Source organism: Sedimentitalea sediminis, assembly GCF_042687825.1.
Lineage (GTDB): Bacteria > Pseudomonadota > Alphaproteobacteria > Rhodobacterales > Rhodobacteraceae > Sedimentitalea.
On sequence record NZ_JBHUQE010000010.1, the window covers coordinates 39371 to 52178 of the forward strand.

General features: G+C 65.2%; 13 protein-coding genes. 2 read left to right on the plus strand and 11 right to left on the minus strand.

The genetic code is table 11. The annotated features are described in order from the left end of the window. Nucleotides 1-25: 25 nt before the first annotated feature. Nucleotides 26-766, minus strand: coding sequence for a YebC/PmpR family DNA-binding transcriptional regulator (locus ACFMPD_RS10040; protein ID WP_380993744.1), 741 nt, complete (start codon nt 764-766; stop codon nt 26-28). A 132-nt stretch (nt 767-898) separates the two neighbouring features. On the opposite strand from ACFMPD_RS10040, the gene ACFMPD_RS10045 reads away from it, so the two are divergent. Beyond that, nucleotides 899-2671, plus strand: a complete 1773-nt coding sequence (locus ACFMPD_RS10045) for an SLC13 family permease (RefSeq protein ID WP_380993746.1) — start codon at nt 899-901, stop codon at nt 2669-2671. Nucleotides 2672-2778: 107 nt separating this feature from the next. Beyond that, nucleotides 2779-3516: a glutamine amidotransferase gene (locus tag ACFMPD_RS10050; protein ID WP_380993748.1), complete on the plus strand. Its 738-nt coding sequence runs from the start codon at nt 2779-2781 to the stop codon at nt 3514-3516. A gap of 114 nt (nt 3517-3630) precedes the next feature. Here ACFMPD_RS10050 and ACFMPD_RS10055 read toward each other — a convergent pair whose 3' ends face one another. From ACFMPD_RS10055 to ACFMPD_RS10100, 10 genes are all read right to left on the minus strand, one after another. Continuing rightward, nucleotides 3631-5409: an SLC13 family permease gene (locus tag ACFMPD_RS10055; RefSeq protein ID WP_380993749.1), complete on the minus strand. Its 1779-nt coding sequence runs from the start codon at nt 5407-5409 to the stop codon at nt 3631-3633. A gap of 136 nt (nt 5410-5545) precedes the next feature. Then, a complete protein-coding gene (locus ACFMPD_RS10060; RefSeq protein WP_380993750.1) occupies nt 5546-6358 on the minus strand; it encodes a TIGR00282 family metallophosphoesterase in 813 nt (270 codons plus the stop codon). A gap of 146 nt (nt 6359-6504) precedes the next feature. Then, nucleotides 6505-6927, minus strand: coding sequence for a globin domain-containing protein (locus ACFMPD_RS10065; RefSeq protein WP_380993752.1), 423 nt, complete (start codon nt 6925-6927; stop codon nt 6505-6507). A 93-nt stretch (nt 6928-7020) separates the two neighbouring features. Beyond that, nucleotides 7021-7584, minus strand: coding sequence for a 5-formyltetrahydrofolate cyclo-ligase (locus tag ACFMPD_RS10070; RefSeq protein ID WP_380993753.1), 564 nt, complete (start codon nt 7582-7584; stop codon nt 7021-7023). Next, the gene (mgtE, locus tag ACFMPD_RS10075) at nt 7581-8972 is read right to left on the minus strand and encodes a magnesium transporter (RefSeq protein WP_380993754.1); all 1392 of its coding nucleotides are present in this window, start codon (nt 8970-8972) and stop codon (nt 7581-7583) included. The genes ACFMPD_RS10070 and mgtE overlap by 4 nt, the downstream gene beginning before the upstream one ends. 210 nt (nt 8973-9182) lie before the next feature. After that, the gene (locus ACFMPD_RS10080) at nt 9183-9512 is read right to left on the minus strand and encodes a hypothetical protein (RefSeq protein ID WP_380993755.1); all 330 of its coding nucleotides are present in this window, start codon (nt 9510-9512) and stop codon (nt 9183-9185) included. 87 nt (nt 9513-9599) lie between these two features. Further along, on the minus strand, nt 9600-9902 hold the full coding sequence (locus ACFMPD_RS10085) for a hypothetical protein (protein ID WP_380993757.1): 303 nt from the start codon (nt 9900-9902) through the stop codon (nt 9600-9602). 19 nt (nt 9903-9921) lie between these two features. Then, a complete protein-coding gene (locus tag ACFMPD_RS10090; RefSeq protein WP_380993758.1) occupies nt 9922-10143 on the minus strand; it encodes a hypothetical protein in 222 nt (73 codons plus the stop codon). A gap of 39 nt (nt 10144-10182) precedes the next feature. After that, complete coding sequence (legP, locus tag ACFMPD_RS10095; RefSeq protein WP_380993760.1) at nt 10183-11229, minus strand: Dot/Icm T4SS effector Zinc-dependent metalloprotease LegP; 1047 nt, start codon at nt 11227-11229, stop codon at nt 10183-10185. Between the two features lie 128 nt (nt 11230-11357). After that, entirely contained in the window at nt 11358-12695 is a 1338-nt protein-coding gene (locus tag ACFMPD_RS10100) for an 8-oxoguanine deaminase (protein WP_380993762.1), read from the minus strand. Nucleotides 12696-12808 lie beyond the last annotated feature (113 nt).

Consider the following 12808-nt stretch of genomic DNA (forward strand, 5'->3'; position numbering starts at 1 on the left):
CCGCGCCGGCCCGCGCGGTCCGAGATCAGAGCTGATCCATCACCTCGTCGCTGGCCTCGAAATTGGTGGTGACGCGCTGCACGTCATCGTCGTCTTCCAGCGCTTCGATCAGGCGCATCAGCTTTTGCATGCCGTCCAGATCCATCTCGGTGGTGGTGGTCGGGCGCCATACCAGCTTGGTGCTTTCGGATTCCCCCAGTTCGGCTTCGAGCGCGTTGGAAACGTCGTTCAGATCAGTGTCGGCACACCAGATCACATGCCCGTCCTCGGTGCTTTCGACATCCTCGGCGCCGGCCTCGATCGCCGCCATCATGACGGTATCCGCGTCGCCGACACTGGCAGGGTACGTCACCTCGCCCTTGCGGTCGAACATGAACCCGACGCTGCCGGTCTCGCCCAGATTGCCGCCATTCTTGGAAAAGGTCGAGCGCACCGTCGACGCGGTGCGGTTGCGGTTGTCGGTCATCGCCTCGACGATCACCGCGACACCGTTGGGGCCATAGCCCTCATAGCGGATTTCTTCGTAGTCGTCGCCCTCGCCGGCCTGGGATTTCTTGATCGCGCGGTCGATCACATCCTTGGGCACCGAATTCGACTTGGCCTCTTTGACCGCCAGACGCAGGCGCGGGTTTTTGTCCGGGTCCGGGTCGCCCATCTTGGCCGCCACGGTGATTTCCTTGCTGAGCTTGGAGAACAGCTTGGAGCGGGCCGCGTCCTGACGCCCCTTGCGGTGCTGAATGTTTGCCCATTTGGAATGGCCGGCCATGTTTGTCTCCGTCTTGAATATGCGCGCTGGTCTGGCCGGTTCTATAGGCCACGGCATGGCCCAAGGGCAAGCGGTCACTGGCTGTCGCCCGCGTGGCTGGCCAAGCCGCCAACTTGTGCCTAGTCTGCGGCCATGACCCAGGACCAGATCATTTTGTTCTCGCTCTTTACCGGCGTCTTTGCCCTGCTGCTATGGGGGCGGTTCCGCTATGACCTGGTGGCGTTCTCGGCGCTGATGCTGGGCGTGGTCCTGGGGGTCGTGCCCACCCAGGACGCGTTTGCCGGTTTCGGCCATCCGGCGACGCTGGTGGTGGCGCTGGTGCTGATCGTGTCGGCCGGGCTGGTGCGGTCCGGCGCGGTGTTTCTGATCACCCGCACGCTGGTGGACAGCAGCCGCGCGCTGGGTGGCCACATCGCCCTGATGGGCGGCATCGGCGCGGTATTGTCGGCGTTCATGAACAACGTGGCGGCACTGGCGCTGCTGATGCCGGTGGACATCCAGACCGCCCGCAAGGCCGGGCGCAACCCAGGCCTGTCGCTGATGCCGCTGGGCTTTGCCACCATACTGGGCGGCATGGTCACCCTGATCGGCACCCCGCCCAACATCATCATCGCGGCGATCCGCGCGGAATCCCTGGGCGAACCGTTCCGGATGTTCGATTTTGCGCCCGTCGGAGGCATTGCCGCCATTGCCGGTCTGATCTTTGTGGCGCTGCTGGGCTGGCGCCTGATCCCGGACCGGGGCGGCGATGCAGGCGGCGCCGGTGCACTGGCCGAATACATTGCCGAACTGACGGTGCCCGAGGACTCGGACCATATCGGCAAGCGCCTGGGCGAACTGGACGAGACCGCCGAAAAGACCGACGTGGCGATCCTGGGGCTGATCCGCGACGGCAAGCGCCGCTATGGCCGCGCGACCAACGCCCTGCTCAAGGCCGGCGATTCCCTGCTGCTGGAGGCGACGCCCGATGCGCTGGACGAGTTCCGCTCGGCGCTGAGTCTGGATTTCTCGGACGCCAAGCGGCAGGAACTGCTGACCGCGGCGGGCGACGGGCTGGAAGTGGTCGAGGTCGTTGTGCCGGAAACCTCCCGCATCGCCGGAAAGACGGCGCAGGGCATCGGTCTGGCCTGGCGCCAGAACACGGTGCTGTTGGGCATTTCCCGACAGGGGCACCGGATCACCAGCCACATGCGCCAGACCAGCATCCAGCCCGGCGACATCCTGCTGCTGCTGTGCCCGCGCGACCGTGCACCGGACGTGACCGAATGGCTGGGATGCCTGCCGCTGGCGGCGCGCGGGCTGAACGTGACGGCGAATGACAAGGTCTGGCTGGCCATCGGCCTGTTTGCCGCCGCGGTGGTGGCGGCCAGTTTCGGCCTGCTCTATCTGCCGGTGGCGCTGGGGCTGGTGGTGGTGGCCTATGTGCTGACCCGAATCCTGCCGATCAGCGAGATCTATGACCATATCGAATGGCCGGTCGTGGTGCTGCTGGGGTCGATGATCCCGCTGGGCACGGCACTGGAAAATTCCGGCGGCACCGGTCTGATCGCCGGCGCGCTAACCGGTCTGACTCAGGGCATGCCGGCCTGGGCGATCCTGACCGTGCTGATGGTCGTGACCATGACCCTGTCAGATGTTCTGAACAACACCGCCACCACCATCGTCGCCGCGCCGGTGGGCATCCAGATGGCGCAGACGCTGGACGTATCGCCCGACCCGTTCCTGATGGCGGTGGCGGTGGCGGCCTCCTCGGCCTTTCTGACGCCGATCGGACACAAGAACAATACGTTGATCCTGGGCCCCGGCGGCTATCATTTCGGCGATTACTGGCGCATGGGCCTGCCTCTGGAACTGATCATCATCGCGGTGTCGGTCCCGGCCATCCTGGTGTTCTGGCCGCTGTAAGACCGGCATGCCGAGCATCGTTGCCGACCGGTCCCAGCCGGACGCTTTTTTTCGGCGCTGCGCGAAAACCACTTCACAGCACCGCACTTGCGGATTAGGGCCACCGCATGAAACCGTTTCTGATCCTGCAATTGCGCCCCGAAACCGACGCGGCGGAAGATGAATTCGCCTCGATTCTGGACAAGTGCAAGCTGCCCGCGGATCGGACTCATCGGATAAGGCTGGATTGCCAGGACCTGCCCAATGGGCTGAACGTGACCGACTATGCCGGCATCATCGTCGGCGGCGGCCCCGGCTGCGTCAGCGATCCGGTGGCCGAGAAATCCGAAATCGATGCCCGGATCGAGGACCAGATCCTGTCGCTGATGCCGCAGATCACGGCGCTGGACCACCCCTTCATGGGCTGCTGCTATGGTCTGGGGATCCTGGCGCATCACCTGGGCGGCGATGTCAGCAAAGCACGGTATGGCGAACCGGTCGGACCCTCGGATTGCAGCCTGACCCCGGAAGCCCAGGACGACCCGCTGACCAGCGGATTGCCGACCGAGTTTCAGGCCTTTGTCGGTCACAAGGAAGCGGTGCAGGCGCTGCCGCCGGGCTGCGTGCATCTGGTGGCCTCTGACCCCTGCCCGTTCCAGATGATCCGCTATGGCCGCAACGTCTATGCCACCCAGTTCCACCCCGAGGCCGACGCGCATGATTTCGAAAACCGCATCCGGATCTACCGCAATCACGGCTATTTTCCGCCGGACCAGGCCGACGAGCTGATCGCCATCTGCCACGCCGCCAGCGTCACGGTGCCGGGTGAAATCCTGCACCGTTTTGCGGCGCGCTACGGCCAGTAGACGACCGGCGGCGTTGCGCGCCACCGAACGTCCCGGGCGGCATGCGGCACTGGGTGCCGCCAAGCTTCGAATGCGCCTGTAAGGCGCGCCTTCAGATTACGTCCGGCAGGCGGATCAAAGCGGCCAGATCAATGGAATCAGCGCCGAAGCCAGCATGCCGATGGACAGGTTCAGGGGGATCCCCACACGCATGAAATCGGTGAACCGATAGCCACCGGGGCCATAGACCAGCATGTTGGTCTGATAGCCGATCGGCGTGGCAAAGGACGCCGACGCGGCCACCATGACCGCTACCACCAGCGGGCGCGGATCGAGGCCCATCGCACTGGCCAGGCCGATGGCGATCGGGGTCACCACCACGGCCACGGCATTGTTGGACACCAATTCGGTCAGCACCGAGGTCAGCAGATAGATCGCCCAGATCACCAGAAACGGCGGCAGACTGGACAATGTAGGCGCGATACTGTCCACGATCAGCCGCACTGCGCCCGAACTTTCCAGCGCGGCACCAATGGCCAGCATCGAAAAGATCAAGGCCAGCAGGCGCCCGTCGACAAAGGAAAACGCCTCGTCCGCGTCGATGCAGCCGGTGATCAGCACCAGCGCCACCGCCAGAACCGAAAGAAACAGGATCGGCGCCACGCCCAGCGCCGCCAGCAGCACGATCCCGACCAGAGCCGCCACCGCGATCGGCGCATGGCTGCGCCGATAGGCCCGCGCCGAGGGATGACTGACATCGACCATCTCCATGTCCACGGCCAGGCGCTGGATGTCGCCCGGCGCGCCTTCCAGCAGCAGTGTGTCGCCCACCCGCACCACCAGATCGTCCAGCTGCCGGCCGATATTCTGGTTGCGCCGATGCACCGCCAGCACATAGACGCCATAGCGCCGGCGCAGGCGCATCGACCCCAGGCTGCGCCCCACCAGCTTGCAGCCGGGGGTGATCAGCACCTCGACGGTCGAGGTCTCGACGGCCGAGACCTGATCGACGCGCCTGAGTTCCTTGTTGGCCTGCAGGCTCAGCAATTCGGTCATCTCGGTGCGCAGCACGACCCGGTCGCCGACCTGCAGTTCGACGCCTTTCAGATCGCGCCGCAACGACACGTCGCCGCGCACCACATCGACGAGGCGCACGCCTTCGCGCTTGAACAGCTGCACCCCGGTCACCTCGCGCCCGATCAGGTTGCTGTCCGGCGGGATCACCGCCTCGGTAAAGAATTTCATCCGCGAGCGGTCCGACAGCATTGTCGCCATGCTGTCCCGTTCCGGCAAAAGGCGCGGCGCGACAAAGCGCAGATAGACCATGCCCCAGGCCACCACCGCCAGCCCCAGGGGCGTGACTTCGAAAATCGAAAACGCCGCCAGCCCGTTGCTGCGCGCAACACCGTCCACCAGCAGGTTTGTCGAGGTGCCGATCAGCGTCAGCGTGCCGCCCATGACCGCCGCGTAACTGAGCGGGATCAGAAGCTTGCTGGCCGGAGTGTCCAGGGTGCGCGCGAGTTGGATGAAGACCGGGATCATCACCACCACCACCGGTGTGTTCGAGACAAAGGCCGAGGCCAGCACCACAAAGCCCATCAACATGCCGATGGCGAAACGCGGGTTCACGCTGGCCTGTTTCTGCGCCACCGAGGTAAAGGCATCCAGTGCGCCGGTGCGCACCAGTGCGCCCATGATGATGAACATCGCCGCAATCGTCCAGGGCGCCGGGTTGGCCAGCACCGGCAGCGCCGCATCATAGGGCAAAACGCCGGTAACCAGCATCACCGATACACCGGCAATCGCAACGACCTCGGTGGGAAAAATCTCGCGCAGAAACAGCACGAACATCGCGCCCACAATGATCAGCGACAGGATCGCACTGCCGGTATCGGTTAGCTGAAAGAGCGGCATGTTCTGTGAGTTGACCCGGGCAGTGGCAATCGGCTGGCGTGCAGTCTCCCCGATTGGCGGCGCCGGGGCAAGGGCTGTTGGTGCCGGTGGCAATTTCCTTTGACCCGGCGCGCGGTTCGCGGCAGGTCCGTCCAGCTTATGGCACGGCCGGTTCCAGACGCCCGCCGACCCGGACCATGCGCATGGTCCGGGTTTCGCCGGTTCGGTCGTCGGTCTCGACGAATGCGCCAGACAGGGTCGCCTCGCCCTTGGCCGGGCTGAACCGGGCCTTGGGCATGCCGGTGATGAACCGGCGCATCGGCTCGGCCTTGTCCATGCCGATCACCGAGTGATAATCGCCGCACATCCCGGCATCGCTGAGATATCCGGTGCCGCCGGGCAGCACCTGGGCATCCGCTGTCGGCACATGGGTATGGGTGCCCACCACCAGGCTGGCGCGGCCATCGCAATAATGCCCCATTGCCATCTTTTCCGAGGTGGCCTCGCAATGCACATCGACGATCACCGCATGCGCCAGCCCGCCACGCGGATGCGCCTTCAGCACTGGTTCGACGGCGGAAAACGGATCGGCAAAGGGGCGCTTCATAAAGACCTGGCCGAGCACCTGCAGCACCAATATCTTGCGACCGCCCGGCGCGGTGAACAATCGATAGCCTTTGCCCGGGGCACGGCGGGCATAATTGATCGGGCGGATGATGCGCGGCTCGCCCTCGATGAATTGCAGCATGTCCTTTTGGTCAAAAGCGTGATCGCCCAGCGTCAGGCAATCGGCCCCTGCGTCCAGCAACAGCTTGGCGTGATCGCCGGACAGCCCCATGCCATTGGTGGCGTTTTCGCCGTTGATCACGACGAAATCCAGCCTCCACTCGGTGCGCAGCCGCGGCAGATGGTCTTTGACTGCGGTGCGCCCGGCCCGGCCCATCACGTCGCCCAGAAACAAAATTCTCATGCCGCCGTGTTAGAGGCTGGCGCCGGCCAGAGCAAGCGCGGCTTGGTCGCGCCCCTGCCCGTGCCGCGCAGCAGAGCACATCTGGCCGGGGACGTGCTCGATGCGCCCGCATCGGCTGCAGCGGCCTGACAAAGAACGCGGCCGGCTCAGGTGTCGGGTATGGCGCCGCGGCGGATCATGTTGCTGGCCACCTGGTCATAGGCCTTGCGCCAGGCGGCCTCCAGTTCCGGGGTGAAATCCGCGCCCAGTCCTTCGCGCAGCGTGTCGATCAGAGCTTCGGCCATCGGCGCGAAATCGGCGGCCTTGACCCCCAGCATCGTGTGTTTCTTGCCCAGCCCGGTATATTGCGCCGCGCTGGCGTCGGCATCGTCCAGCTTTTCCACGATCACGCCCAGCGTGCTCATGAATTTCATCCCCTGCCCGGCCAGATCCTCGCGGAACAGCTCGCGCAGATGCGGTTCTCGGCGAAACAGGGCCTGATAGAAATACAGTGAATGCGCATCGAATTCCGATCGCAGGCGGTCCAGGCTGGTTCGGACCATGTCGAGTTCGGCGGAAGTGAGTGTCATGATGTCTCCTTTCTGCAACCGGACCGATGATAGCACAGCGCGAAAGACTGCCATTTGATCTGGCCCCGTGCCTGCGCCCGGCGGGTCGGCGGATCAACGCCCCAGAGACAGCACCCGGCGCTCGGTGACGATCATGTCCAGTGGTTGATCGGTGGGTTCCAGCGGCAGGGTTTCGGCCTGCTGGGCCTCGTATGCGAACCCGATGGCCAGGGTCGGCCGGATGCTGCGCAGCCGTTCCAGCGTCCGGTCATAGAACCCGCCGCCATAGCCCAGCCGCCCGCCGCGCAGATCAAAGGCCACCATTGGCACAATCACGATCTCGGGGTCGAAAAAGTCGTCCACCAGCGGCACCTGCGCGCCAAAGGGGCCGTCACGCAACGCCCCGCCGGGTTGCCAGCGGCTGAATTTCAGCGGCAAGCCGTCACCCTGGATCACCGGAACGCCCACCGGGCCATGCGCCGCGGCCTCGGCCAGCGCCGGCAGCGGGTCGATCTCGGTACGGATCGGCATATAGCCCGACAGCGGCACGCCGCGATAGCCCGCCAGCACCTCGGACAGATAGGCCGATGCGGCGCCGTTATCCGCCGCATGCGCCGCCTTGCGGCGGGCAAAACCGGCCTTGCGGGCGGCCAGCTTGAGCTGCGCCAGATCGCTCACAGCAGAACCAGGCCGGCCAGCCCGAGAAAGGCGAAGAAACCCACCACGTCGGTAACGGTGGTCACAAAGGTGCCCGAAGCCAGCGCCGGATCGACCCCCAGCTTGTCCATCGCGATCGGTATTACGGTGCCCGCCAGTCCGGCGACGATCAGGTTGATCACCATCGCCGCGGCAATGACATAGCCGATGCCGGGCGAGCCGAACCACAGCAGGCCGATCACCCCCATGGTCACCGCAAAGACCGCCCCGTTCAACAGCCCCACGATCACCTCGCGCCGGATCACCCGCCAGACATTGGCGCCGGTCAGGTCCTTGGTGGCCAGCGCCCGCACCGCCACGGTCAGCGACTGGGTGCCGGCATTGCCGCCCATCGACGCCACAATCGGCATCAGAACCGCCAGAGCCACGTATTTGGCCAGGGTCGCTTCGAACTGGGCAATCACCAGCGAGGCCAGGATTGCGGTCAGCAAGTTCACCGCCAGCCAGGGCAGCCGGCCCTTGGCCGTATCCGCGACACTGTCCGACAGCGATCCCTCGCCGACCCCGGCCAGACGCAGGATGTCCTCTTCGTGTTCCTCGTCCAGCACCGCCATGGCATCATCGATGGTGATGACCCCGGCCAGCCGGCCCTCTTCGTCGATCACCGGGACCGAGATCAGATGGTACTGGTTGAAGGCATAGGCCACGTCCTCTTCGTCCTGGGTCGCCGGGATCACGCGAAACATTTCTTCGGTGATGTCGCGCAGGGCAACGTCGCGGCGCGAGCCCATCAGCTTGCCCAGCGTGACATTGCCCACCGGATGCATGCGCGGATCGATCAGCACGATATGATAGAACTGGTCGGGCAGCGTGTCGCTGTTGCGCATATGGTCGATGGCCTGTCCGACATTCCAGTGCTCGGGCGCCATCACCACCTCGCGCTGCATCAGGCGGCCGGCCGAACCCTCGGGATAGCCCATTGCCTGTTCCACGGCGGCCCGGTCGGATTCCTCGAGCGCCTCCAGGATCGCTTCCTGCTGCGGCTCTTGCAGATCCTCGATCAGATCGACGACATCGTCGCTTTCCAACTCGCGCACGGCATCTGCCAGCACCTGCGGCGTCAGGACCGAAATCACCTCTTCGCGGATGCTCTCGTCCAGTTCCGACAGGATCTCGCCGTCGAACTCGCGGTCATAAAGCCGGATCAGAGTCTCGCGGTCCGACGGGCCGATCTGTTCCAGCAGGTCGGCGATGTCCGCCGCGTGCAAGGGCTCCATCAACTGGGTCAGCAGCGCCTGGTCCCCGACCTCGACGGCCTCCAGAATCGCCGCGATAGCCTTGCGATCCAATATATAGGCCGCGTCTTCGTGGCCCGGATCGCCGTCGGCTTCGTCTGTGCCTGATGTCATCTTCTGCCCCCTGCGACTGGAGGCAAAATAGAAGAAGGCGCCGCCGGATCACAATGACAATGGCGCAGTTTCGGTGAAGATTTCCGGACATTTCGGAAAAGCGCCGGTTTATTGCTGCCAAACCAGCCGCGCCCAGGCCCGGCACCGCCCCCGGTCCGGCACCGGCACCGGCACCGGCCGACGGGCGGGCGGGCGGGCCGCGTTTCCAACCTATTCGATGGGGTGCAGAACGGCCGTGACCGGGCGGCCTTCGCGGGCCGGGATGGTTTCCATGGTGATCATGTCGCCCTGACGGATGTCGGCCCCTTCATGACTGAGCAGATGCGCCCGCAGGGTCAGCGACGCCGATGCGCCGGGCACGTCCAATTCGAACGGCAGCAGGTCCCGTTCCAGATCGAAATCCTCGGGAATGGTCAGTTCCTTGCGCGCCAGGATCACCGCCGCCGCGTCGGCGCGGCTGGTATCCTCGACATAGATTACCACGCGCCGCGCCGCGGCCGCGGCCCCCGGCGTTTCGAACTTGAGCTGTCCTGTGATCATTCCTGGTCTCCGGTTCCTGTCGCGCGAACGTCATGGCGCGGCGCCGCGCCCTTCTGCCGGTAACCAAGGACGCCCCTGCCCGAGCCGCTAGCCCGGATCCGGCGGCGGCGGGGCGCCATCGTCGGCGGCGGCAGCGCTGGCATCAGCCTCGCCGCCCTGACCCTGTGCGTCAAGATCAGGCGGCGGGGCGCTGGCTGAATCCTGCTGGTCCGCCGCGCCCGCATTCGCGTCCGCCTGCGACACCGGCGGCGGCGGGGCATCGCCCGCATCGTCACTGGCCGCTTCCCCCGCCAGCTGCGGCGGCGGCGCGCCGCCGACATCGGCGTCGAAGCTCTGGGCCGCAGCTGTCACGCCGCCCAGTTGAACGGTGATTGTAATCGGCTCTGACATCGCTGATCTCCAGTTCGGTTCAATGCATCACGACGCGTTCGATCACGTTGTTGACGATATAGACATCCACCTGCTTGCCGCCGGCCCGCGCCGCGTTCAGCACGTGAAAGACATTGGACACGCCATCGACATTGCCGGTCTTGACCCGTTTCCAGCCGGAAATGCCGCTGATGATCGCCCAGCAATTCTGGGCCCCGGTGCTGCTATAGGTCCGGCTGACGGTCTTGTTGTTGTTCCACATGACAATTCTCCCGAAAAAGTTCTTTGCCCGGCCGCGCCGTCACAGCATCTGCGCGCGCGACACGGTCTGGCCATCCATGTACAGCGACACCTGCTTGCCAAAGGCAATGGCCTGACAGCAGATGTCAAAGACGTTGCTGCAGCCATCCTCGGTGTCCGGATCGATCCGCTTCCAACCCTGTCCGTTGGGCATCACCCAGCAGTTCTTGGCGCCATGAGTCGCATAGACCCGGTTCAGCGAAACGGTCTGCCAGATCTGATAGATGCTGCGGATCGCGGCGACGTCGCCGGCGCTGAGCCCGCTGCGTTGCCCGATGGTGATGCCCGGCGGGATCGTCTCGATCGTGGGCAGCCCGTTCTTGGAAAAGGCGAAACGGCCGTAATGCATGATCGAGCCATAATCATAGGGGCCGACATCGTCGCCATCGGCGATATGCTGGTTGAAATTATGCTCTTTGCCGGCCGAAATGTTCTGCCAGTTGATCTTGACCTTGCTGTTGCGGTCCTCGCGGCTCTGTTCGTGCCACAGGCCAAAGGCATGGCCGATCTCGTGGATCGTCGCGCCCAGCCCGCAGCCGCCGGCCAGCCCGATATCCTGGCGCCCGCCCTGCATGCCGACCTGGCTCCAGCAGCCGGTCGCGGGACGGAACCGCACATAGTTCGGATATTGTCCGGCATTGGCGGCGGTGCGCAGAACGAATTGCATGCCGGTTTTCTGCTTCCAATGCGCGATCGCGTCATGCACGCGCTGCTGGTTGCTCAGGGCCGGGTCGATTTCATAGGGCATCAACCCCCCGGGCCATCGTTTGTTCTGGCCGGTCACCACCACGCCATGTGCGACGTTTTCCGGATCGCCCCCGGCTTCCAGCGCCGCCTTGGCCTCGGCGGTGCGGGCCTCGACCTCTTCGACCGTGCCCAGAACGATGCAGCCCTCGAACACCGCCAGCCCGTCGACAGCGGCATATTGCACCGCCTTGTTCTTGAAGGTTTCGCCCGAGATGATCGCCGTGCGGACATCGTTGCTGTCCAGCAGGCCAAAGCAACTGCAATCTTTTTCGCCGGTTTCGGATTCCTGGTTTTCAGACATGACAAATTTCCCCCCGAAAATTGGTCTTGTTGCCGCGTAATACCCTGCGGCGGGACGATCATAGCATGAAAACGGTCCAAAAACCACCACCAGCGGTTGCGCGCGCCGGCAGATGCCAGCGCCCGGACTCAGAGTCCAGCCAACGCCCGGGCCATGGCCGTCTGGCGCGCGATCGTGGCCGCCAGATCCAGCGTCGTCAATTCACCATCGCGCACGATCTGCCGCCCCTCGACGAACAGATGCCGGACCCGCGTCGGCCCCGCCAGCAGCAGCGCCGCCGGGTCCCAACTGCCGGCGCTGTCGATGCCGGTGATGTCCCAGATCGCGATATCGGCGCGCTTGCCCGGTTGCAGCCGACCGCAATCGGGGCGGCCCAGCACATCCGCCCCGCCCCGGGTGGCGATCTCCAGCGCCTCGCGGGCGCTCATGGCGTCCGCCCCCCGCGTCACCCGCTGCAACAGCATTGCCTGGCGCGCCTCGGCCACCAGGTTGCCGGTGTCGTTGCTGGCCGAGCCGTCCACCCCCAGCCCAACCCGCAGCCCGGCGTCGCGCATGGCACGTACCGGGGCGATGCCGCTGCCCAGCCGGCAGTTGGAACAGGGGCAATGCGCCACGCCGGTGCGCGACCGGGCGAACAGGTCGATCTCGGCGCCGTCCAGCTTGACGCAATGGGCGTGCCAGACATCGGCGCCGGTCCAGCCCAGGTCCTCGGCATATTGTCCGGGACGACAGCCGAAATGCGCCTGGCTATAGGCGATATCCTCGTCATTCTCGGCCAGATGCGTGTGCAGCATCACCCCCTTGTCGCGCGCCAGCAGCGCCGCGTCGCGCATCAGGTCGCGGCTGACGGAAAACGGCGAACAGGGGGCAATCCCGACCCGGCACATGGACCCCTCGGCCGGATCGTGATGGGCATCGATGACACGAATGCAATCGGCCAGGATCGCGGCCTCGGATTCGACCAGCGCATCGGGCGGCAAGCCGCCGGCGCTTTCGCCGATGCTCATGGCGCCGCGGGTCGGGTGAAAGCGCAGCCCGATCTCTGCCGCCGCGGCGATGGTGTCGTCCAGCCGCGCGCCATTGGGAAAGAGATACAGATGATCCGAGCTGAGCGAGCACCCCGACAGGGCCAGTTCGGCCAGACCGATCTGCGCCGACACATGCATCTCTTGCGGGCCGAAACGCGCCCAGATCGGATAGAGCGTGCGCAGCCAGCCGAACAGCAGCGCGTCCTGCCCGCCCGGCACCGCGCGGGTGAGGGACTGAAAGAGGTGATGATGCGTGTTCACCAGCCCCGGCGTCACCACACAGCCGCGGGCCGAATGCACCGCGCCGCTGCTGTGCAGGTTTTCGCCTATTTCGGCAATGACACCATCCCGGATCAGGATATCGGCGCCGGTCAATTCGCGCCGGTCGTCGTCCATGGTCAGGATCGTATCGGCGTCACGGATCAGAATGTCGGTCATGTCGGTCTCCACACTTCGGTTTGGCCCGGTTCGGTATGAAGTGTGAGATCGCGCCGACAGAAAACGGGCAAAGGACTCGACGCGCGCGGGGCAGGATAGCCGAGGCCGCCGGT

Coding starts and splice junctions, on each gene's coding strand:
- ACFMPD_RS10040 (WP_380993744.1), bottom strand. CDS start 766: ATGGCCGGCCATTCCAAATGGGCAAACATTCAGCACCGCAAGGGGCGT.
- ACFMPD_RS10045 (WP_380993746.1), top strand. CDS start 899: ATGACCCAGGACCAGATCATTTTGTTCTCGCTCTTTACCGGCGTCTTT.
- ACFMPD_RS10050 (WP_380993748.1), top strand. CDS start 2,779: ATGAAACCGTTTCTGATCCTGCAATTGCGCCCCGAAACCGACGCGGCG.
- ACFMPD_RS10055 (WP_380993749.1), bottom strand. CDS start 5,409: ATGCCGCTCTTTCAGCTAACCGATACCGGCAGTGCGATCCTGTCGCTG.
- ACFMPD_RS10060 (WP_380993750.1), bottom strand. CDS start 6,358: ATGAGAATTTTGTTTCTGGGCGACGTGATGGGCCGGGCCGGGCGCACC.
- ACFMPD_RS10065 (WP_380993752.1), bottom strand. CDS start 6,927: ATGACACTCACTTCCGCCGAACTCGACATGGTCCGAACCAGCCTGGAC.
- mgtE (WP_380993754.1), bottom strand. CDS start 8,972: ATGACATCAGGCACAGACGAAGCCGACGGCGATCCGGGCCACGAAGAC.
- ACFMPD_RS10080 (WP_380993755.1), bottom strand. CDS start 9,512: ATGATCACAGGACAGCTCAAGTTCGAAACGCCGGGGGCCGCGGCCGCG.
- ACFMPD_RS10085 (WP_380993757.1), bottom strand. CDS start 9,902: ATGTCAGAGCCGATTACAATCACCGTTCAACTGGGCGGCGTGACAGCT.
- ACFMPD_RS10090 (WP_380993758.1), bottom strand. CDS start 10,143: ATGTGGAACAACAACAAGACCGTCAGCCGGACCTATAGCAGCACCGGG.
- legP (WP_380993760.1), bottom strand. CDS start 11,229: ATGTCTGAAAACCAGGAATCCGAAACCGGCGAAAAAGATTGCAGTTGC.
- ACFMPD_RS10100 (WP_380993762.1), bottom strand. CDS start 12,695: ATGACCGACATTCTGATCCGTGACGCCGATACGATCCTGACCATGGAC.